Raw genomic sequence first — 20,550 nt, 5'->3', positions numbered from 1 at the left:
GGCTGGTCAATTGCGCACCCAGTGAACGAAGCTCGGTACGGTCCAGTTGCGGTGCGGGTTGCTCGGCAGTTTGTTCTCTTCGTTGAGCACCAGCAGTACTGGCAAGCCCAGCTCACGGCTGATTTGCGCTGGGTGCTTGAAGCGGTGATCGAAGAACTCACGCACGTAGACCAGGGCAATCGCCAGCAGCAGACCGGTGAACAACCCGAACGGGATGATCAGCAACGGTTTCGGGAACGCCGCTTCGGTCGGTTCGAACGGTGGGCTCAGTACTCGCGCGTTGGACAGGTCATCGTTGAGCGAGCGCGTGGTGCTGCTTTCTGCAAAACGCTGGGCATACGTCGAGAACGCCGCGTGCAACGCATCGATCTCGGTGTCCATCTGGCGCAGTTTGCTTTGCGTTTGCTGCAGGTCGCGGATGCGGTTCTTGAACTCGGCGATGCGTGCGGTTTTCTGCGCGATCACCTGCTGCACCACAGCCAGATCGGCGGTGCGTTCCTGGATGCGGTTACTCACCACTTTGAGGAACTGCTGGCGGGTGCGAGCAATCTGCTCGCGGGTCAGCAGCATCGGTTCGCTGCCGGGCTGGAACACTGCCAGATCGTTCATGTAGCGGCTGACCTGGCTGGTCAGTTGCTCGCCCATCTGTTTGATCTCACGGTCTTCGAACGCGACGTTGTCGACGGTGGTGGTGAAGGTGTAGGGAAAGGTGTAGTCGTTGAGCCGGTTGTTGCTCGCTGCCGCCAGCGCGGTTTTCAGGTATTCGAGCCAACGCTGGCTCTGCAGCAGACGGTCCTGATACAGGTTCAGCGCCTGCTCTTCGGTGTTGATCGCATTGAGGCGGAAAGTGATTTCTTCCTTCGGATCAGCTGCGCCGACGCTTTCCAGCAAGGCCTGGCGGTTGCCTTCCAGACCATCGAGACGTACTTGATAGAGATGCTTTTTGGTCTCGTAGAACGACTGCGGCAGGTCGATCGATTGCAGCGCCTGACGGCTGACCAGATAGTTCTGCAACAGAGCGCTGACAAACGTCGTGCCTTGCTGCGGGTCCGGGAAGCTGTAGGTGATGGAGATCACGTTGGAGCCGGGCAGGGTCTCGATCTTCAGGCTGTCGACGGCTTGCTGGGTGAGCGCGTCCAGCGTGGTGTCACGCACCGGATCGGTTTCCATGCCCAGCGCGTTGCGCAGCGGGTTGATCACGTATTCACGCAGCGGCGTGGTGACGTAGCGCTTGAACGGTTCGCCCAACAGTTTGGCGAGCATGCCCGGCGGCGGGCTGTACTCGCCCTTGTCGCGCAATTCGCTGATGGTCTGACGGATCAGTGCCGGCGAACGCAGGATGTTGCTCTCGGTTTCCATGTCTGCCAGCGATGGCGGAATGAACGTGGCGTTGTCCACCGTCAGCGACGTGGTGGCGTCGCCCTGGGAGAGTTTTTTCGACTGCACGATCACCTGCGCGGTGATATCGAAGCTCTGTTTGAGCAGCAAGGGCAGAAGCAGGGCGATCACTGCAAAGGTCAGGAAGACGCGCTTCACCAGTTGCTTGTTGGCGAAGAAGATCCTGAAGAACTCATGCAGGTAGTTTTCCTTTGGGTTCATGTCGGTCACCTGAGAGTTAGTTGTCACTGTCTTTGTTGTCGACGCGGTAGCCGAAGCTGAAACCCACGCCCTGGAACAGCACCACATCGGCCAGTTGGCGGGCGAGTTCGCCGGCGCTGGCCAGTTTGGTTTTCGGCACGTACAGCATGTCGTCCGGTTGCAGATAGGCGATTTGCGGTGCGTCGCCGGACAAGGCCTTTTCCACGTCGTAGCGCACGGCTTTCACTTGATTGCCGTTGCGCCGCATGATCACCACCGAATCGAGGCGTGCCTTGACGTTGGTGCCACGGGCCAGGGTCAGCGCCTCAAGTACCGAGACCGGCCGGCGGATCGGGTACGAGCCTGGTTGTGCGACTTCGCCCAGCACGTAGATCTCGTTGCCTGCGGTGGACTTGAGCAGCACGTCCACGGTCATCCGGCCTGGCAGTTGCGCGTATTTCTGGTTGAGGAAGGTTTCCAGCTGATTGACGGTCATGCCTTGCAGCGGCACCGCGCCGATCTCCGGAAAACTCGCGTAGCCGTCGGTGCCAACCGTGATTTCGCGGCTCATGCCGGTGGCCGGGTGGTTCAGCGCGCTTTTGAGGTTCTGCTCGTTGCTCAGCGGGCTGATGATCTGCACGGTCAACTGGTTGCGGTTGGGCTGAAACAGTTGCTTGCGCTGATAGACGCGCTGGATTTCCTGGCGCGCTTCTTCGCTGGTCAGCCCGGCGATTTTCACCGAGGTGTTGGCGCCCGGCAGTTCGATGGTGCCGTCGGGCAGCACCAGTTGATTGCCGTTGAGCTGACTGGCGGCAGTGAAGTTCAGGCCGATCTGGTCACCCGACTGCACGCGGTAGGCGTCCGAGCCGCTGGTGCTGATATGGAAGATCACATCCAGCACATCCTGCGGGCGCAGGGTCTGCTCGATCTTCGGCATGTCGGTCGCCTGGGCGTTGGCCGGGCTCGCGGTGAGAATATTCACCGGCATGTTCTGGGTGTCGGAAGTGCTGGAGCAGCCCGCAAGCGGCAGCAACAGCAGGACAAGCATTTTGGCGTTCATGGCGTCATCCTTCGCGTTCGCTTACAGGTTTTTGTAAAGCCATTTGGGCATGTAGTACTTGCGCCGGTTGAACACGCTACCGACCACTTTCGCCCCGGCCTGGGTCAGGCGTTGCACGGCGGCCTGGGCGACTTCCCAGCGGGTGTCTTCGGCGCGCACGACAAACACCACGCCATCGACTTGCGTACTGATGACCAGCGTGTCGGCGGCGGAGTACACCGCGTCGCCGTCGATCACCACAAAGCGGTACTGGCTGCCCAACTGGTCGAGCAACGGGCTCAGGCGTTCGGCGGTCAGGTGTTCCAGCGTGCGGATCGGCCGGCCGTTGGGCAGCACATGGAACGGCAGGCTGGAGGTTTGCACCACGCAGTCCTGCAACAGCGGCGGGTTGCCCGAGCTGAACAGCAAGTCGCGCAGGCCGCGTTCCTTGCTCAGGTTCAACTGCTGGGTGAGGTTGCTCGTCGACTGGCTGGCATCGACCAGCAGCACCTGGCCGCTGCTCATTTGCGCCAGCTGGCTGGCCAGCGCCATGGCGCTGGTGGTGGTGCCCGCGCCGGGGTTGGCGGCGGTCAGCAACAGGATCCGCAGATCGAGATCCAGCACGGTCGACGTCAGGTTCGATTCGCTGGGATTGGCGATGCTCAGGCTTGTATTGGTTGAACCGTCCATTAGCTTGCTCCGTGGCCGCTGAATACTTTGAAGGGGGTTTTCAACAGGATCTTCAGATCAAGCAGAAGGCTCTGCTCGGCGATGTAGCTGAGGTCCAACTCAACGCGCTGGTCGAAGTCGATATTGCTGCGTCCGGAGATCTGCCACAGGCCGGTCATGCCGGGGTAGATGCTCAGACGTGCGAGATGATTGTCCTTGTAGCGATAGGTGTTGAACGAGGTCGGGCGAGGACCGACCAGGCGCATGTCACCGGTCACCACGTTGATCAGGTTGGGCAACTCATCAAGGCTGGTGCGCCGCAAGAATGCGCCGATGCCGGTGACGCGCGGGTCCTTGTCGATCTTGAAATCGATGGCGTCGGCCCCGTGTTTGTTCAGGTGACGCAGCGATTCCTTGAGTTCTTCGGCGTTGCTGACCATGGTGCGGAACTTGTACATGCCGAACTTGCGGCCGCGATAACCGGTGCGCTTTTGCACGAACATCACCGGGCCCGGGCTGGTGAACTTGATCGCCAGCGCCAGGCCCAGCAGCAGCGGCGAAATCAGCAGCAAAATCAGCAGCGCGCCGAAGCACGCGACCACCCGATTGGTCCGCGACAACTGCCACGGCCGACCGCCGTCACGGCCGCTGAGCCAGCCACGGCCCTGGCGGTGAATCGCCGCGTCTAGGCGCATGCGATGTTCAGGATCGACGCGCTTGTCGGGGCGCATCTGCGCAATCGCCACACTTTTTTCATGTCCAGTCATGAGGTCCTCCGCATTCATTCAGCCGCAAGCGGCGCACGGGCATTGGGGTAGTAGCCGCGAAACCAGGCGATAAATCGCCCCAGCCCTTCGTCCAGCTCGATGCGGGGCTGGAACCCGGTGGCCTGGGCCAGATCGCTGGCCTCGGCGCAGGTGTTGAGCACGTCGCCCGGTTGCAGCGGCAGCAGCTCGACAATGGCTTGTTGGCCGAGGTGTTTTTCCATCAGGGCCAGGTAGGTTTTCAGCGCGACCGGTTGCTGCCCGCCGATGTTGAACAGCCGCCACGGCGCCATGCTGGTGGCCGGATCGGGTTGTTCGCGATCCCACTGCGGATTGGCTTGCGGGGGCTGATCGATGAGGCGTGCGATGCTCTCGATGATGTCGTCGATGTAGGTGAAATCGCGCTGGTGCTCGCCATAGTTGAACAACTTCAGCGGCGTGCCTTCGCTGATCGCTTTGGCGAACTGGATCGGCGACATGTCCGGCCGGCCCCAAGGCCCATAAACCGTGAAAAAGCGCAGGCCGGTGCAGGGAATGCCGAACAGATGGCTGTAGCTGTGCGCCATCAGCTCGTTGGCTTTCTTGGTCGCGGCGTACAGCGACAGTGGATGGTTGACGCCATCCTTGACCGAGTAGGGCGTGTGCTGATTGCCGCCGTACACCGAACTCGACGAGGCGTAGATCAGATGCTCGACCGGATGATGCCGGCAGCTTTCCAGAATGTTCAGAAAACCGTTGAGGTTGCTGTCCAGGTAGGCGCGTGGGTTATCCAGCGAATAACGCACACCGGCCTGCGCCGCCAGATGAATCACCACTTGTGGCTGCTCGCGGGCAAACAACGCATCGATGGCCGAAGCGTGCGCCAGATCGACCGTCGCCAGTTGGAAATCGCCGACTTGTTCGCGCACCCACTGCACGCGATCCTGTTTCAGCTGCGGATCGTAGTAGTGATTGAAATTGTCCAGGCCAACCACCGTGTGCCCGTCGCGCAGCAGGCGCAGCACGCAGTGGGCACCGATGAAACCGGCCGCTCCGGTCACCAGCACCTTCATGGCCGCAGCCCTTCAGGAGCGATGTGGCGCAGACCGATGCCGCTGTAGTGCAGACCGGCAGCCGCCACTTGTTCCGGGTTGTACAGATTGCGCCCGTCGATGATTACCTTCGAACGCAGCTTGTCGGCGAGCAGTTCGAAGTCGACCACACGAAAGTTTTTCCACTCGGTGCAGATCACCAGGGCGTCGGCATCTTCGAGGGTGTCGTCGCGAGTCGCACACAGATGCAGGTCGTTGCGATAGCCATAGAGGCGGCGGCATTCGGACATCGCTTCCGGGTCGTAGGCCTGAACGCTGGCGCCTTCGGCCCACAGCGCATCCATCAGGTAACGGCTGGGTGCTTCACGCATGTCGTCGGTGTTGGGCTTGAACGCGAGGCCCCAAACCGCGATCGACTTGCCGGCCAGGCCTTGAGGAAATTGCGCTTTGAGTTTGCTGAAGAGGATGTGCCGCTGGCTGTCGTTGACGTCGGTGACGCTGCGCAGCAGTTTCAGCGGCATGCCGTTGTGTTCGGCAGTGTGCAGCAGGGCGCGCAGGTCCTTGGGGAAGCACGAACCGCCGAAGCCGCAACCGGGATAAATGAAGTGGTAGCCGATGCGCGGATCAGAGCCGATGCCTTTGCGCACGGCTTCGATGTCGGCGCCGAGCAGTTCGGTGAGGTTGGCCAGCTCGTTCATGAAACTGATGCGCGTGGCGAGCATTGCGTTGGCTGCGTACTTGGTCAGCTCGGCGCTGCGGTTGTCCATGAACATCAGTTTTTCGTGGTTGCGGCAGAACGGCGCGTACAACTCGCTCATTTGCTCACGGGCTTCGTCGTCGCGGGTGCCGACGATGATCCGGTCCGGGCGCATGCAGTCGGCGAGGGCGCTGCCTTCCTTGAGAAATTCAGGGTTGGAGACCACGCGCACCGCTAGCCCGGTCTTGCCGCGCCGCAGCAACTCGCTGTTGGCGGTGGCGAGGACTTGATCCGCCGTGCCGACTGGCACCGTCGACTTGATGATCAAAGTGCGATCAGCCTCCATGAAGCCGGCGATCTGCCGGGCGACATTGAGCACATGGCTAAGATCAGCGGAACCGTCTTCATCAGCCGGGGTGCCCACGGCGATGAAAATCAGCTCGGCATGTTCAACCGCATCGCTGGCCTGGGTGCTGAACAGCAGGCGCCCGGCCTTGATGTTTTCTTCCAGCGTGGCGGATAACCCAGGCTCACTGATCGGCGGTACTGCTTGTTGCAGTTGTCTGATCTTGTTGGGGTCAATGTCAATGCATAAAACCCGATGACCAACATCTGCAAGTGCGGCGGCTTGTATAAGTCCAACATAGCCCGTGCCAAATACGCTCACGTCCATCTGCGCACCTCGATAAAACCAGAAAGTTAACTACGAAATGAGATCGTTAAAGGGGTATAGCGCACTGTTTGAAAAACGTGTCAGCAAAATGACATGTTGCGCGGGTATAACACTTGAGGCGTTTTTGGCGATTGGCCATCAAGTCATTGCTGCCATTGAAATTGTTTCGTTGGTGCAGATTTGTTCAGAATTCAAATAAGCGATAAACGGTCGTAAGCCGCTATTTTAAAGGCCTGTAGCGCATTACCTGTGTCAGATTTGAGTCACCGTTTTTTTGACGCTTAATCCGGCTATCAGTCATTTCTTGCGCTTTGATGGCCGGGTGCTAGTGTCAGGTTCCGGCTGACAAACCTTTGACATTTAGCCATTTCGGACGACCGGTATCGCCATGATCAGATTTGCCAAAGAACTGCTGTTAATTGCCTGGTTGTTGCTTTTTTCCGGTTATTACATTGATCGGTTAAATGCTATCGGCTGGAGTTTTAATGTGCTTTTTTTTGGCGCGATGTTTTTGGCGCTGACTTTTTTCTTATATTTAACGGCCTATGTAAGACAGGCACTCATCCGTCATGCATTCGCATTGACGATGTTTGTTTCGGCGGTTTTCTTTGATGTATATACCCGCGTCACCGCTGACTACCTGAGGTACAGCGATTTCGTCTCGCTGGTGTATTCCGGTGGCTTCATTCAGGAAGCGGCGTACCAGTATCGCGAGGCGATCCTGCGTAGCGTGCTCGGCGGGTTATTGCTGCTGTTCGGCATCGGGCTGAAGCCACGGCATGCGCTGGTCATACCAAACGCGTGGCGAGTGGCGGCGCCGTTCGCGGGTGTGCTGATGCTCAGTGCATTGCTTTTTCTGCGCGCGGGTGAGGGCGCTCGCGGTTTGCCGATCCCGTACACGCCGCTGGCCTATCTGAACCTGTTTGCCTACGAAGCGCTGCACAACAATGTCGGCCCGCGTGAACAAGTCACCCTTGCGCGCAGCGCGCCTGCCGTTGCCCACGACATCGTGCTGATCATCGACGAAAGCATTTCCGGCAATTACCTGGACATCAATGCGCCGTTTGGCGTGCACAGCAACCTCAAGCAGGCACCGACCGGCGTCGACATCTTTAATTACGGCTATGCCGCGTCCATCGCCAATTGCAGCGCCGACACCAATGTCACCCTGCGCTACGGCGGCACCCGCAGCGATTACATGCGCATCAACAGCACGCTGCCGTCGATCTGGCAGTACGCGAAAAGCGCCGGGCTGCGCACGGTGTATATCGACAGCCAGCGCACCGGCGGCAACCTGCAGAACCTGATGACCGCGAGCGAAAAAAACGACATCGATCTGTTCGTGCAATTCGACCAGACCAGCGTGCGCGACCGCGACATGGCGGCGGCGGCGAAGCTTATTGAACTGCTCAACGATGACACGCCAGAGCTGGTGGTGATCAACAAGGTTGGCGCGCATTTTCCGGTGCATGACAAATACCCCGACGCGTTCATGGCTTACCGGCCGACCTTGCCACGCGGGCAGTTCACCGAAGTCGCCGACACTGGCGAGCGGACAGGTTTCAATGGTCAGCCGGATGACTGGGTTTTGTACCGCAACGCCTACAAGAACACGGTGCTGTGGAATGTTGGTGAGTTCTTTGCGCGCGTGTTTGCCCAAGCGAAGCTCGACAACGCGCTGCTGATCTATACCTCCGATCATGGCCAGGATCTGCACGAACGGGGCAATCCCGGCTTGAACACTCACTGCGGCGGCGACCCGGTGGAGGAGGAGGGGCTGGTGCCGCTGGTGGTGATTTCCGGCAGCAAACTGAAGACCCTGGACTGGTCGGCGCAACTGGCGGCGAACAAGGATCGCTCCAGCCACTACAACATCTTCCCGACGCTGTTGCAGTTGATGGGGTATGACCTGGCGGGGATCGAGGCGGTGTATGGCAAGCCGCTGAGTGCGCCGACCGCCGATGACTTCACTTTTAACTACCGGTTCAATGCGCGGTTGGGGGCCAAGCCCGAGTGGAAACATATTGATCTGGGCAGCATTGTCACTCCGGGGCAGGCGCCTGCCAGCGTAGCGGCAGGGCAGTGAGATTCGGGTTGGCTGGGCTGGCCTCATCGCTTGCAGGCAAGCTCCTACAGGGAAAGCGTGGACCACTGGGCCGGGAGTAGATGCCGCTTGGATGACCGGATGATGTCTGGCACCCGTTCGAAAATCAAAAGCCCCTCACCCTAGCCCTCTCCCGGAGGGAGAGGGTACTGACCTAGGTGGATGCGAAAGGTGCGCCGACCTGAAATACCGAGTCGTACGCAGTTTCCGAAAAGCCCACAAATCGGCCCCCTCTCCCTCGGGAGAGGGCTGGGGTGAGGGGCGAATCCACTGAAGATCTCAAGCCATACGGCGCTTCTAACCACTCAACAATGAGCGCCAGCTCGAGTGCTCTTGATCTTGCATAACCAGCGACATCGGAAGGCTGAGTGGAGGGATTGATCCCGCAGCGAAGGAACCCGAGCCTGCGAGGGCCGGACGCAAGAGCAAAGCCTTTTGGTTCCTTTTTGGCGTCTGAAAAAGGGACTCGCCGTAAGGGCGAAACCCTAAGCCGCCGTTACCGCAGCAACGGATATTCACACAAACTCAGCACCTACCCCACCGAGTACGATAAACCCCCGGCGCGCACCCGAACCAGCGCAAACACGCCCGGTTGAAACCCTGCACATCGCTGTACCCCAACCGATCCGATACCTCAACCAGCTCCAGTTCCCCAACCCGTAACAGATCTTCGGCCCGATAGCGCCGGCAGTCATCGAGCAATTCGGCAAATCCCCAGCCCAACGCCTTCAAACGCCGCGCCGCCGTGCGTTCGAGCAAATGCTGCGTCGCGCAGAACTGCTTCCAGTCGGCCGTCGCCAGATTATCGATCAGGTAGTCGCTGACTTGCTCCAGCAGCGTCGGTTCGCTGTTGCGCAGGGTCTGTTCGAGCACCTCGACCAAGGTGTCTTCCAGCGCCGATTGCCTGGGTGTCAGCAGCGTCCCGAACAGCTGCGCGTCAAGATGGATCGCGGCGTTCGGCTGTTGCCCGAGCACCGGTGCATTGAAAGCGCGTTGATGTTCATCACTGCCGGCTGTAGTCAGTGCCACGCCTACGATCGGATCAAGCTTGATGCCGCTGGTAAGCAGCTTGCGGCGTAGCATGCCGCAGAGGCTGACCAGAATGAAATCGGCGACGGGCGCTGCGGCGCGCAGTGCTCCGCGCTCGACCAGACGCAATTGCACATCGCCGTTTTCACGCACGATTTGCACATTGAAATGGCCACTAAATCGGCTAAAGAAACGCGCGAAATGATCACACGCACTTTCCAGCGACACCGCAACATCGAACAAATAAGTCACGCCGTTGCGGGTAGTGGACACGAAACGTTGACCGGCCGCCAGACCGATCAGCCGATCGCCGCTCTGCTCAACGGCGAATGCCCAGAAACTTCGCGACACCACCAGCGGCAGGCGCATGAACGGCGTGCGCAGGTCTGAAAGCTTTTTGTGAAATTGCGCTTCGATAGCATCCTGGGCGACGCCTCGGGCCAGCAATTCTTCAATGACCGGCAGCACGGTCGCGGCATAAAAAGCATTGGCGGATTGCGCAGCGAAGGTGCTCATACAGAACATGCCGCGGGAATGCTGGCTGCCAACAACTGCTGATCGACGCTCAGGATCGCCTCGATCATTGCCCGCGCTGCCGGGCTCAGCGAATACCCGGCGCGGCTGACAATGCCGTAACTCAGCTGCAAGGCTGAATCGTTGAGCGGCACATCGATGAAGTCGAGCAGGTGTATCAATCCTTGATCAATCTGCTCGCGCAACGCTTCGAGCGTGGCCAGACCTATCGCATCGGAGCGCAATACCACCCGCTGGATCGCATCGAATTGTGCGCATTCGACACTCGGGTTGAAATCTGCCTCGCCCAACAGATCCGCAAGCACCTTGCGAATCATCGGCGGAATGCGCGTGCCTACTACCGGATAGTCGAGCAGCGCACGCAATTGCAGGCGTTGTTGTCTGGCCAATGGATGGCCGGCGCGGCAGAAGAAACCGCCCGGCCGGGTACGCAGCAATTGCACGTCATATTGCGGGTCGCTGACGAAATAACGGGCGTCCGCAATCAGGAATTCGATCTGCTGCTCACGCAACCACAACGCCAATTGCTGCCAGTCGCCCTGATGAAACCGCGTGCGAACCGCCGGGTGCGCCTGAATGAACCGCGCCAGCGCGTCCGGTACCAGCACCTGCGCCGGGTACGGCCCGCAGCCGAATTGCAGTTCGCCGCCGGTGAGGCCGTTGTATTGCGTCAGTTCGTTGTGCAGCGCCTGACTGCCGGCGAGCAGCCGCCGCGCATGTTGCAGCACCAGATCGCCCTGACCGGTAAGGCGAAATTCGCGGCTGCTGCGTTCGACCAGTTCGCAATCAAGGTCACGTTCCAGCGTCTGGATACTACGACTGAACGCCGGTTGGCTGAGATTGACCGCCTCGGCAGCGCGGCCGAAATTGCGGCAATCGGCGAGGGCGACGAGGTGGCGAAGCTGGCGAAGATCCATCATGCGTCTCCTGCATTTTGCGGATACTTTTAATGCATTGGATCGATAGCACGCCGGCTGGCATAAGTACACGCCCGTCCCTCAGAAACGTCTGTCATGTCCCAGTCTTTATTCGTTTGCAGCGCTTATACCCGCGCCATTGTTGGCCATGCCGAACAGTCTGGCCTGGACTCAAAGCGGCTGTTGGCACGGGTGGGAATCTGTCCGTCCAGCCTGGTTGATCCAGCCCGGCGAATCGCCGCGCAAGCGGTTGAACGACTGTGGCGTGAATGCGAGCTGGCCGGTGCAGCGCCGACGTTTGGGTGTGAGCTGGTCGACGGCCTGGCAACCACCGATCTGCAAGGCCTGAACATCCTTCTCGATACCGCCGCGACCTTGCGCGCCAGCCTTGGCTGCTTCGTCAGGTTCGTGCCACGAATCAGCAATCATGTGCAGGTCGAATTGCTCGAGGCAGGGGATTTCGCGCGGTTGCAGTTGCGCCCGGCGCAGAGCGCGGTGCATCACTTCGGGTTCGATGCCGCCACCTGTACGCTGGTGCGTAACATCGCTCGAAGGCTTGGCAAACCAGCTGACGCGGTGTTTGCCAGCGTCACGTTGTGCCCCTCACAATTTGCAGGGCAGTGGCTGCGCAATGAGGGCGTCGCTGTCGAACGGGGCGAATATCCGCAGTTGACCGTGCACCGCGCGATGCTCGACGAGGCGCTGCGCGGCGCCAATCCGTTTTTGCATCAGAGCATGCTGCGCCACTGGCTGAGCGAAAGCGGCGAGCGTGATGACAGCCTGGCGCTGGCACGCCACTGGCTGACCGCGGGCGATCAACCGATCGAGCGCATTGCCCGGCGCCTCGGCTATGGCCAGCCGAGCAATTTCATTCGCGCGTTTCGCAAACGGTTCGGGATCACGCCGAAGCAGTTTCGGCTGCATTCGGGGTCGGGTTGTTGATGATGGCTGGATTGGGGTGATTGATCGTTTTTTGTTGTGTCAGAAGGATTCCCCCTCACCCCAGCCCTCTCCCCCAAGGGGGCGAGGGCAGAGGGGGCCGATTGTCGTGGCGTTCGGAATTTGAGTTCAACTCGGTATCCCGTCGGCGTATCGGGTACATCCACCTCGGTCAGTTCCCTCTCCCTCCGGGAGAGGATCAGGGCGAGGGCTTTGGATCTCAAGGCGTGACCATATTGAACTGCGGCCCGAACGTGTCGAGGCTGCCCATCAGTTCGCCGAACTTCTTGCCGTTGCCCTGCAACTTGATCAAGCCCTGTTGCATCGCCGTCGGGAAGTCCAGTTGCTTGAGGCTGATCTTTTCCAGGGTATCGCGGCTCAGGGTGACACCGGCATCCGCCGCAGGATTGAGCCCGGCGCGATGGGTCAGCACGCCGTTGCGCAGGGTCAGATTGAAGTCCTTCTGCACATCGTCGAAGGTCCAGTTCAGCGTCAGGTCATGAGCCACGGCTTTGTCGCTGTCCAGACGCACCGCCAGATAGTCGAAGAACATTTCCGGGCTCATCGCCCGCACCATGTCCACCGACACGGTGTTGGCCGATTGCGGCGGCACGCCATTGCGCAGTTCCATGGTGCCGGTCAGGTACATGTTGCGCCAGGTGGCGTTCTCGCTTTGGTAGCCCAGTTGCTCCAGAGTTTCGGCCTGCGCCTTGCGCGCGTCGGCGTTGTCCGGCTCGGCGAATAACAGCTGATTGCCCAGTTGCGCGGCCCAGCGATAGTCGGCGCTGGCCATGGCCGTATGCATTTTTTCCAGCACCGCCGCCGCGCCGCCCATGGCTTCGACGCTGCGTCTGGCGGCGTCCACTGGCGGCAGCGGATTGAGGTTGGCCGGGTTGCCGTCATAAAAACCCATGTAGCGCTGATACACCGCGCGGGTGTTAAAGCTCAGCGAACCGTAGTAACCGCGGGTGTACCACTTCTGATCGAGCGAACCCGGGAGTTTCTTGATCGCCTCGGCGATCTCCAGAGGCGTCAGGCCCTGGTTGAGCAAGTGCAGCGTGCGGTCGTTGATAAAGGCATACATGTCGCGCTGGTCGGCGAGCAACGTGCGGATGCGTTCACCGCCCCAGGTCGGCCAGTTGTGCTGGGCAAACATTACCTCGGTCTTGTCGCCATAGCGCGCCAGACTGTCGTCGAGGTACTGCGACCATGCCTTGGCGTCACGCACTTGCGCGCCGCGCGGGGTGAGGATGTTGTGCATCATCTGCGTGGCGTTTTCGGCCATGCACAGGGCTTTCAGTTGCGGCAGATACAGGTTCATTTCTGCCGGCGCTTCGGTGCCCGGCGTCAGCTGAAACTCGACTTGCAGTCCGGCGATGGTATGGCTTTGCAGAGGCTCGGTGATCAGGTCGGTGGGCGGGATCAGCGTGACCGTGCCACCACTCGGTGTGCTCTTGCCCAGGCCCGCATCGACCTGACCCTTTTCGCCGCGCGGCAACAGGCTGCCGAACTGGTATTGCGCGCGACGGCTCATGGCGTTGCCGGCCATAACGTTTTCGCTCATCACGTGTTCCATGAAACCGGACGGTGCGTAGACCTTGACCTTGCCAGCCTTGACGTCGGCCTCATCGATCACCCCGCGCACGCCGCCGAAGTGGTCGACATGGGTGTGACTGTAGATCACCGCCACCACCGGTTTGCGGGGGCGGTTGGCGTAATACAGATCCAGCGCGGTCCGGGCGGTTTCGGCCATGGTCAGCGGGTCGATGATGATCAACCCGTCATCGCCTTCAATGATGGTCATGTTGGCCAGGTCGAGGCCACGCACCTGATACAACCTCGGGCTGACTTCGAACAGACCGGCGTGGGCGTTGAGTTGCGCCAGCCGCCACAGGCTCGGGTTGACCGATTCCGGCGCTTTTTCGTGGTCGAGAAAATTGTAGGCATTGGCGTCCCAGATGACCTTGCCGGCGGGGTCCTTGATTTGACCTTTGAAGGACGCGATCAGGCCTTTGCTGACGGATTCGAAATCGGTGCGGTCGCTGAAGGGCAGTTGTTGCAGGACGGCGGCGTTGCTGGCACGGGTCTGTGCGCTGGGCGCGCCCGGGGTATCGGCGGCCAGCAGGGTCTGGCTGACAGAGGCGCTGATCAGGCAGGCCAGCAGGCCGCGCTTGCTGAAAATGAAACGTTGCATGGTGACTCCGGTTCTTATCGTTATCAGTGGACTGTCGCGCAGGGTAGGGCGGACCGCTGCCATAACGATGATCATCAACGGACAAAAACCATTCAGGGCCGCTATCCTTGGCCCAGACTCAACGATCAGGTTCAGCCATGCTCGAGGTTCGCAACGTCTACAAAAATTACTCCACGCCGCAAGGTTCGTTGCCGGTATTGCAGGGTGTCGACCTGACGCTGGCGGCTGGCAGCAGTCTGGCGCTGATGGGCGAGTCGGGCAGCGGCAAGAGCACGTTGCTGCATCTGGTCGCCGGCCTCGATAAGGTCGACCGCGGCAGCATTCACAGCGGTGAATATCGGCTGGAGTCGATGAGCGAAGCGCAACTGGCGAACTGGCGGCGCACCGAAATAGGTCTGGTGTTCCAGCAGTTCAACCTGATCGGCAGTTTGCGCGTCGAGGACAATCTGGCGTTTCAGGCGCGGCTGGCCGGGCGCCATGAGCCGCGCTGGCAGGCGCATCTGGTGCAGCGTCTGGGCCTGGGCGATTTGCTCAAGCGTTATCCCGAACAACTTTCCGGTGGTCAGCAGCAGCGGGTCGCACTGGGCCGGGCGCTGGCGTCGCAGCCGAAATTACTGCTGGCTGACGAACCCACCGGCAGCCTCGATGAAGCCACCAGCGATGAAGTGCTGCGGCTGTTGCTGGAACTGCTCGATGACACGCCGACGACGTTGTTGATGGTCACGCACAGTCCACGGGTAGCGGCGCGTCTGGCGCAGCAAGTGGTGCTGTCCGGTGGGCGCCTGACGTGAGGGTTTTCCGGCAGACCTTGCGCGCGCTGCTCAGTCATTGGCGGCGTCATCCGGTGCAGTTTTTCAGCGTGCTGACCGGGTTGTGGCTGGCGACCAGCCTGCTGACCGGCGTCGAGGCGCTGAACAGTCAGGCGCGCGACAGCTATGCGCGGGCCAGTCAACTGATCGGCGGCGAACCGCAGGCCAGCCTGAGCACACCCGGTGGGGCGACGTTTACCCAGCAATGGTTTGTTGATTTGCGCCGCCAAGGCTGGCCGGTGTCGCCGCTGTTGCAAGGGCGCTTGTTGCTCAAAGGGCACGAAGACCAGCGTCTGCAATTGATCGGCATCGAACCGGTGTCATTGCCGTCTGACTCAGCGGTGGCCGGGCAGGCCATGCCGATCGAACGGGTTGTCGAATTCTTCACGCCACCGGGCAGCACGTGGATTTCCGTCGATACCTTGCAGGCGCTGAAACTGCGCGAAGGCGCTACGCCGCAAACAGTCAACGGCCAGGTTCTGCCGCCGCTCGTGGTCCAGAAAGACATGGCCCCCGGCGTGTTGCTGGTGGACATCGGCGTGGCGCAAACCGTGCTGGAGCAACCGGGGCAGCTATCGCGAATGCTGCTGCCGAAGGATTATCACGCCGAGTTGCCGGCCTCGTTGAAAGGCCAGTTGCAACTCAAAAGCAGCGGCGAAGAAAACAACCTCGCGCGGCTGACCGAGAGCTTTCACCTGAATCTCGATGCCTTGGGCTTTTTGTCTTTCGTGGTCGGTTTGTTCATCGTTCACGCGGCGATTGGCCTGGCGCTTGAACAGCGTCGTGGCCTGCTGCGCACATTGCGCGCTTGCGGCGTCAGTGCGCGGATGCTGATCACGTGTCTGATCGTCGAACTCGGTGTGTTGGCGCTGCTCGGCGGCGTGTTTGGCGTGATCAGCGGCTACTGGCTGGCCAGCGTGTTACTGCCGGATGTCGCCGCCAGCCTGCGCGGTCTGTACGGCGCGGAGGTGGCGGGGCAGTTGCGTCTGAGCCCGTGGTGGTGGTTCAGCGGCATCAGTTTGAGCCTGCTTGGCGCCTTGCTCGCCGGCGCCAGCAGCCTGTTGCGGGCAGCGCGTCTGCCATTGCTGGCGGTCGCCGATCCGCAGGCCTGGCACGAACAATATTCCCGTTGGTTGCGTCGGCAGGGTTGGTTGGCGGCGGGGTTGCTGGCGACCGCACTGGCGGCGCTGCTCTGGGGCGACAGCCTGAGCAGCGGCTTCGTCTTGATGGCCGGGCTGCTGCTCGGCGCGGCGCTGGCCTTGCCGGTGTTGCTCAGCGCACTTTTACAGCCGTTGCTGGGGCGCAGTCGTTCGGTGCTGGGGCAATGGTTTCTCGCCGATTGCCGGCAGCAATTGCCGGCGTTGAGTCTGGCGCTGATGGCGCTGCTGCTGGCGCTCGCCGCCAACATCGGCGCGGGCAGCATGACCGCCGGGTTTCGTCAGACCTTCAACGACTGGCTCGAACAACGCCTGAGCGCCGAGCTGTACATCAACCCGAGCAATCCGGTCCAGTCGCGGGAAATGTACAGCTGGCTCAGGCAGCAGCCGAATGTCCGCGCGGTGCTGCCCAACTGGGAGGTCACGGTGACGCTGCAAGGCTGGCCGGCGGAGCTGTTCGGCATCGTCGATCATCCGCATTATCGCCAGCACTGGCCGCTGCTCGAAAGCAACGGCAGCGACCCTTGGGCGCATCTGGTGACGGACGATGCGGTGATGCTCAGCGAGCAACTGGCGCGGCGGCTCAAGGTGCGCGCGGGTGATCGGCTGACGATTGCCGCGCCGAATGGCACATGGTCGCCGCGCATCGTCGGCATCTACGCCGATTACGGCAATCCCAAAGGCCACTTGCTGGTCAACAGCAATCACCTGTTGCGCGGCTGGCCGCAATTGACGCCGAACCGTTTCAATTTGCGCATCGACCCGCAGTACATTCCGGCGTTCCTGAGTGCCTTGCAGACGCGTTTTCAACTGGACGACAGCCGCATCATTGATCAGGCGCGGCTCAAAGGCTGGTCAGTGCAGGTGTTCGAACGCACCTTTGCTGCGACGGCGGCGTTGAACAGCCTGACCCTGGCGGTCGCGGGCGTCGCGTTGTTCATCAGCCTGCTGACGCAGAGTCAAAGCCGTCTCGGCCAGCTCGCGCCGTTGTGGGCGCTGGGCGTAACGCGGCGGCAACTGATGCTGCTCAACCTCGGCCAGACCTGGCTGCTGGCGGTGTTGACGCTGATTCTGGCGTTGCCGCTGGGCATTGCCTTGGCGTGGTGCCTCGATGCGGTGATCAACGTGCAGGCGTTCGGCTGGCGCCTGCCGTTGCGCGTGTTCCCGTGGCAACTGCTGCAACTGATGGGGCTGGCGCTGCTGGCGACCTTGCTTGCTTCGGCGTGGCCGCTGTATTCGCTGTACCGCACGCAACCGGCGGACTTGCTGAGGACCTTTGCCCATGAGGATTAAGCTCGTCGTGCTGCTGGCCGCGCTGTTGCTCACCGCTTGTGATCAGTCCGTACCGGAACAGAAGGGCTTTGCCGGCATGGGCGCGCAGGCGCAGGCGTTTACCCCGGTAGTGCCGGGGCGGGTGTTCAGTTTTCCGGCGGATCATGGCGCGCATGATGGTTTTCGCATCGAATGGTGGTACGTCACGGCGAATCTCAAGGATCAGCAAGGCAACGATTTCGGCGTGCAATGGACGTTGTTTCGCAGTGCCTTGAAACCTGAGGCGGAGCAGGCAGGGTGGGGCAACCAGACGGTGTGGCTCGGGCATGCGGCGGTGACGTCAAGCACGGTGCATCACGCCGCCGAGCGCTACGCGCGCGGTGGCGTCGGGCAGGCGGGTGTGCGCCTGGCGCCGTTCGAGGCGTGGATCGATGACTGGATGTTTGTCGGCAAGGCGGCGGACCCGTTGAGCGACATGCAGCTGAGTGCTCGCGATAAAAACTTCGCTTATGACCTGCGGCTGACGTCCAGCCGGCCGCTGGTGTTGCAGGGCGACAAGGGTTTCAGTCAGAAGTCCGAGCAGGGACAGGCGTCGTATTACTACAGCCAGCCGTTTTTTCAGGCCAGCGGGACGCTGCAGATCGATGGTCAGACTTATACGGTCAGCGGGCCGGCTTGGCTGGACCGGGAATGGAGCAGTCAGCCGCTCACCGCCAATCAGACCGGTTGGGACTGGTTTTCCCTGCATCTGGACAGTGGTGAGCATGTGATGCTTTATCGGATGCGGCAGAAGGAAGGGGCGGCTTATCTGACGGGTACGTGGATTGCTGCGGATGGGCAGATTGAGACGTTGCGCAGTGAGCAGATCAGTCTTGTGCCGCAGGACACGGCTGAGGTTGCTGGGCGGTCGATGCCGGTGAAGTGGTGGGTCCGTATTCCGGACAAGCGCCTCGACATTCGCGTCGATGCGCTTAATCGTGACGCCTGGATGGATTTGCGTATTCCTTATTGGGAAGGGCCGGTGGGGATTGGGGGGAGTCATGCGGGTCGGGGGTATCTGGAGATGACCGGGTATTGAGCGGGTACGATTTTTTGCAGGCGGCTCGATATCGCTTGTAGGACTGAGCCTGCTCGCGATGGCTTACTTTCAGGCGCTGAGTTTTGGGTACATATCCGTTGCTTCGGGTGCTGCGGCTGGCGGTTTCGCCCTTACGGCGAGTCCCTTTTTCAGACGCCAAAAAGGAACCAAAAGGCTTTGTTCCTACGTACGGCCCTCGCAAGCTCGGGTCCCTTCGCTCCGGGATCGATCCGGGCGCAGCGGCTACGGTTTGCTGCGCTGCACCTCCTTCCGCTGTGTCTGGCTGCGCCAGACGGTCGCTGCGCTCCCACGCCCGGATCAATCCCTCCACTCAGCCTTCCGATGTCGCCGGTGACGCAAGATCAAGATCAAGAGCACTCGAGCTAACGCTCATTGTTGAGTGGTGAGAAGCGCCGCACGGCTTGAGATTTGTGGTGGATTTGCCCCTCACCCCAGCCCTCTCCCCTTGGAGAGGGAGCCGATCTGCGTTGGCTTTGAAATTGCGTTCGGCTCGGTATTTCAGATTGGCACATCCCTCACATCCACCTCGGTCAGTTCCCTCTCCCTCCGGGAGAGGGCTAGGGTGAGGGGCTTTTGATTTTCGGGCTGTTTCAAGCCTCAACAGCAATCACGATCCGCGCCCAGGCAAACTGCCCGGAACTCTCGCCGCCACCCGCCGCTCTACCCAGAAACCCGCAAATTTCCGGACTCACCATGAGCGACGACTTGCAACCCCCAGACCTCAATACCTGGCAACGCCTGTACGACGATCAGTCCTATTGGCAAAACTCCCCGGACGCTCACTACCTCGATCTGCAGCGCATCGCCGACGATTTGCTCGGCCAAGGCGCCATCGATCTGGAGCAGTGGCAGCTCCTGCGCGCCAAGGCCGATGATCTGCACAAGGATTCACCCGCGGTCAACGTCGCCCGCGAACTCGACGACCCTGAAGCCTGAGGACTCGTACCATGAACAAAACCGTTAGCCAGAACGACAATCCCGATGAACCGCGCCCGGCCGGCGAAACCGAACGGGACAATGATGCCCTGCGGCCGACCGATCCCAAGCATCGGCAGGGCAGCAAAGGCACACCGAGCGGCGAATCGACCGCTCAGGAGACCGCAAAGCCGCACACCCGAGGGCCACAAACGCAAGTCAAGCCCTGAACAGCGTCTATGCTCACTGGCACGCCCGCCGCTGAAGTTGCTTCGGCGGCGGGCGTCGCCATTTCATAACAGGGAAAGTCATGCATATGAAGCTCGACGCACTGGCCAAGGCCATCACTCTCGCAACGCTCCTTTCTGCCACCACTTTCGGCGCTTGGGCTGCCGACATTCCGTTGTCCGCCACGGTTGAAGCGGATGTCGTCACGACCAAAGTGCTGGCGGTCGACCCGGCCAATCATCAGGTCGTACTGGAAGGGCCCGAGGGCGCAAAGGTTCATGTCCAGCTCAGCGACAAAGCGAAGAATCTTGCCAATCTCAAGGCAGGCGATCTGGTGAAGATCGAGGTGCAGCGATCGGTCGCCGCCTATCTCGACACCGATGTGGATAAAGGTCTGCCGGGCACCGTCGAGCGCACCGGCGAGCTGCGCAAGGCGCCGGGCAGCGACAACCCGGGTGGCGAGGCTTACCGGCAGGTTCAGGTGCAGTTGAAAATCAGCAAAATTGATTTGAAGACCCATCAGGTCACCCTTGAAAACCCGTCCGGACAATCGAAGACGCTCGATGTGAAAAAGCCGGAGATTCAAGCGAAGCTCAAGGATTTGAAAGTGGGGCAGAGCGTTATTGTCACTTACACCGATATCCTGAAAGTGACCAGTCAGCACGATAGTTGAGTATTAACTCTACAGTATGATTGTTCTTGTACAGCTTTATGTATGAGAACAGTCATATAAAACCGGTTGTAGGAAGTTTCTCGGTAAATATCGACGAGACACACTTTTTAACTTTCCAGTACAAAAATTTCATGTTTAAGCCTGACGACATATCCACCAGGTTCAATTAAAATCCTCCCGGTTCGCCCAGTGTCAGGGCTCTTTACCGGTGCATGGATTGCCAGGCCAT

17 protein-coding genes are annotated in these 20,550 nt (G+C 60.5%); 8 read left to right on the top strand and 9 right to left on the bottom strand.

Annotated elements, in window-relative coordinates:
- Nucleotides 1-6: 6 nt before the first annotated feature.
- The 6 genes from ACGSLL_RS04860 to ACGSLL_RS04835 are packed head-to-tail and all read right to left on the bottom strand — an operon-like array spanning nucleotide 7 to nucleotide 6,451.
- Entirely contained in the window at nucleotides 7-1,599 is a 1,593-nt protein-coding gene (locus ACGSLL_RS04860; RefSeq protein ID WP_394503699.1) for a GumC family protein, read from the bottom strand.
- Between the two features lie 16 nt (nucleotides 1,600-1,615).
- Entirely contained in the window at nucleotides 1,616-2,638 is a 1,023-nt protein-coding gene (locus tag ACGSLL_RS04855; protein ID WP_394503697.1) for a polysaccharide biosynthesis/export family protein, read from the bottom strand.
- 21 nt (nucleotides 2,639-2,659) lie between these two features.
- Nucleotides 2,660-3,307: a CpsD/CapB family tyrosine-protein kinase gene (locus ACGSLL_RS04850; protein WP_208937924.1), complete on the bottom strand. Its 648-nt coding sequence runs from the start codon at nucleotides 3,305-3,307 to the stop codon at nucleotides 2,660-2,662.
- Complete coding sequence (locus ACGSLL_RS04845) at nucleotides 3,307-4,053, bottom strand: sugar transferase (RefSeq protein ID WP_394503694.1); 747 nt, start codon at nucleotides 4,051-4,053, stop codon at nucleotides 3,307-3,309. The genes ACGSLL_RS04850 and ACGSLL_RS04845 overlap by 1 nt, the downstream gene beginning before the upstream one ends.
- A gap of 14 nt (nucleotides 4,054-4,067) precedes the next feature.
- Nucleotides 4,068-5,102, bottom strand: coding sequence for an NAD-dependent epimerase (locus ACGSLL_RS04840; protein WP_394503692.1), 1,035 nt, complete (start codon nucleotides 5,100-5,102; stop codon nucleotides 4,068-4,070).
- Entirely contained in the window at nucleotides 5,099-6,451 is a 1,353-nt protein-coding gene (locus ACGSLL_RS04835; RefSeq protein ID WP_394503690.1) for a UDP-glucose dehydrogenase family protein, read from the bottom strand. The genes ACGSLL_RS04840 and ACGSLL_RS04835 overlap by 4 nt, the downstream gene beginning before the upstream one ends.
- A 388-nt stretch (nucleotides 6,452-6,839) precedes the next feature.
- On the opposite strand from ACGSLL_RS04835, the gene ACGSLL_RS04830 reads away from it, so the two are divergent.
- Nucleotides 6,840-8,537 (top strand): sulfatase-like hydrolase/transferase, encoded by a 1,698-nt coding sequence (locus tag ACGSLL_RS04830; RefSeq protein WP_394503688.1) that lies wholly within the window; start codon nucleotides 6,840-6,842, stop codon nucleotides 8,535-8,537.
- Between the two features lie 543 nt (nucleotides 8,538-9,080).
- Here the strand turns inward: ACGSLL_RS04830 and ACGSLL_RS04825 are convergent.
- Both ACGSLL_RS04825 and ACGSLL_RS04820 read right to left on the bottom strand, forming a co-directional pair.
- Complete coding sequence (locus tag ACGSLL_RS04825) at nucleotides 9,081-10,100, bottom strand: helix-turn-helix transcriptional regulator (RefSeq protein WP_394503686.1); 1,020 nt, start codon at nucleotides 10,098-10,100, stop codon at nucleotides 9,081-9,083.
- Nucleotides 10,097-11,035, bottom strand: a complete 939-nt coding sequence (locus tag ACGSLL_RS04820; protein WP_394503684.1) for a LysR family transcriptional regulator — start codon at nucleotides 11,033-11,035, stop codon at nucleotides 10,097-10,099. Before ACGSLL_RS04820 ends, ACGSLL_RS04825 begins: the two co-directional genes overlap by 4 nt.
- Nucleotides 11,036-11,131: 96 nt before the next feature.
- Between ACGSLL_RS04820 and ACGSLL_RS04815 the strand changes: the two genes are divergently transcribed.
- On the top strand, nucleotides 11,132-11,977 hold the full coding sequence (locus tag ACGSLL_RS04815; RefSeq protein WP_394503682.1) for an AraC family transcriptional regulator ligand-binding domain-containing protein: 846 nt from the start codon (nucleotides 11,132-11,134) through the stop codon (nucleotides 11,975-11,977).
- A gap of 217 nt (nucleotides 11,978-12,194) precedes the next feature.
- Here the strand turns inward: ACGSLL_RS04815 and ACGSLL_RS04810 are convergent, their stop codons facing one another.
- Complete coding sequence (locus ACGSLL_RS04810) at nucleotides 12,195-14,168, bottom strand: alkyl/aryl-sulfatase (protein WP_394503680.1); 1,974 nt, start codon at nucleotides 14,166-14,168, stop codon at nucleotides 12,195-12,197.
- 137 nt (nucleotides 14,169-14,305) lie between these two features.
- On the opposite strand from ACGSLL_RS04810, the gene ACGSLL_RS04805 reads away from it, so the two are divergent.
- The 6 genes from ACGSLL_RS04805 (at nucleotide 14,306) to ACGSLL_RS04780 (ending at nucleotide 20,321) form a co-directional block, all read left to right on the top strand.
- Entirely contained in the window at nucleotides 14,306-14,959 is a 654-nt protein-coding gene (locus ACGSLL_RS04805) for an ABC transporter ATP-binding protein (RefSeq protein ID WP_394503678.1), read from the top strand.
- Nucleotides 14,956-17,427 carry an FtsX-like permease family protein gene (locus ACGSLL_RS04800; protein ID WP_394503676.1) on the top strand — a complete coding sequence of 824 codons (2,472 nt, stop codon included), beginning with the start codon at nucleotides 14,956-14,958 and terminating at the stop codon, nucleotides 17,425-17,427. The genes ACGSLL_RS04805 and ACGSLL_RS04800 overlap by 4 nt, the downstream gene beginning before the upstream one ends.
- Nucleotides 17,417-18,484 carry a lipocalin-like domain-containing protein gene (locus tag ACGSLL_RS04795; RefSeq protein WP_394503674.1) on the top strand — a complete coding sequence of 356 codons (1,068 nt, stop codon included), beginning with the start codon at nucleotides 17,417-17,419 and terminating at the stop codon, nucleotides 18,482-18,484. The genes ACGSLL_RS04800 and ACGSLL_RS04795 overlap by 11 nt, the downstream gene beginning before the upstream one ends.
- Before the next feature lie 714 nt (nucleotides 18,485-19,198).
- Nucleotides 19,199-19,441 carry a hypothetical protein gene (locus ACGSLL_RS04790; protein ID WP_203421575.1) on the top strand — a complete coding sequence of 81 codons (243 nt, stop codon included), beginning with the start codon at nucleotides 19,199-19,201 and terminating at the stop codon, nucleotides 19,439-19,441.
- Nucleotides 19,442-19,452: 11 nt separating this feature from the next.
- The gene (locus tag ACGSLL_RS04785) at nucleotides 19,453-19,650 is read left to right on the top strand and encodes a hypothetical protein (RefSeq protein ID WP_394503672.1); all 198 of its coding nucleotides are present in this window, start codon (nucleotides 19,453-19,455) and stop codon (nucleotides 19,648-19,650) included.
- Between the two features lie 86 nt (nucleotides 19,651-19,736).
- Nucleotides 19,737-20,321, top strand: a complete 585-nt coding sequence (locus ACGSLL_RS04780; protein ID WP_394503670.1) for a hypothetical protein — start codon at nucleotides 19,737-19,739, stop codon at nucleotides 20,319-20,321.
- Nucleotides 20,322-20,550 lie beyond the last annotated feature (229 nt).

Source organism: Pseudomonas retamae, assembly GCF_043496865.1.
Classification (GTDB): domain Bacteria; phylum Pseudomonadota; class Gammaproteobacteria; order Pseudomonadales; family Pseudomonadaceae; genus Aquipseudomonas; species Aquipseudomonas retamae.
Note: the sequence above shows the minus strand (reverse complement) of the source record. Positions and strands in the feature narration are given on the sequence as shown.

Coding starts and splice junctions, on each gene's coding strand:
- ACGSLL_RS04835 (WP_394503690.1), bottom strand. CDS start 6,451: ATGGACGTGAGCGTATTTGGCACGGGCTATGTTGGACTTATACAAGCC.
- ACGSLL_RS04790 (WP_203421575.1), top strand. CDS start 19,199: ATGAGCGACGACTTGCAACCCCCAGACCTCAATACCTGGCAACGCCTG.
- ACGSLL_RS04785 (WP_394503672.1), top strand. CDS start 19,453: ATGAACAAAACCGTTAGCCAGAACGACAATCCCGATGAACCGCGCCCG.
- ACGSLL_RS04850 (WP_208937924.1), bottom strand. CDS start 3,307: ATGGACGGTTCAACCAATACAAGCCTGAGCATCGCCAATCCCAGCGAA.
- ACGSLL_RS04830 (WP_394503688.1), top strand. CDS start 6,840: ATGATCAGATTTGCCAAAGAACTGCTGTTAATTGCCTGGTTGTTGCTT.
- ACGSLL_RS04820 (WP_394503684.1), bottom strand. CDS start 11,035: ATGGATCTTCGCCAGCTTCGCCACCTCGTCGCCCTCGCCGATTGCCGC.
- ACGSLL_RS04795 (WP_394503674.1), top strand. CDS start 17,417: ATGAGGATTAAGCTCGTCGTGCTGCTGGCCGCGCTGTTGCTCACCGCT.
- ACGSLL_RS04825 (WP_394503686.1), bottom strand. CDS start 10,100: ATGAGCACCTTCGCTGCGCAATCCGCCAATGCTTTTTATGCCGCGACC.
- ACGSLL_RS04860 (WP_394503699.1), bottom strand. CDS start 1,599: ATGAACCCAAAGGAAAACTACCTGCATGAGTTCTTCAGGATCTTCTTC.
- ACGSLL_RS04815 (WP_394503682.1), top strand. CDS start 11,132: ATGTCCCAGTCTTTATTCGTTTGCAGCGCTTATACCCGCGCCATTGTT.
- ACGSLL_RS04855 (WP_394503697.1), bottom strand. CDS start 2,638: ATGAACGCCAAAATGCTTGTCCTGCTGTTGCTGCCGCTTGCGGGCTGC.
- ACGSLL_RS04780 (WP_394503670.1), top strand. CDS start 19,737: ATGAAGCTCGACGCACTGGCCAAGGCCATCACTCTCGCAACGCTCCTT.
- ACGSLL_RS04810 (WP_394503680.1), bottom strand. CDS start 14,168: ATGCAACGTTTCATTTTCAGCAAGCGCGGCCTGCTGGCCTGCCTGATC.
- ACGSLL_RS04840 (WP_394503692.1), bottom strand. CDS start 5,102: ATGAAGGTGCTGGTGACCGGAGCGGCCGGTTTCATCGGTGCCCACTGC.
- ACGSLL_RS04805 (WP_394503678.1), top strand. CDS start 14,306: ATGCTCGAGGTTCGCAACGTCTACAAAAATTACTCCACGCCGCAAGGT.
- ACGSLL_RS04845 (WP_394503694.1), bottom strand. CDS start 4,053: ATGACTGGACATGAAAAAAGTGTGGCGATTGCGCAGATGCGCCCCGAC.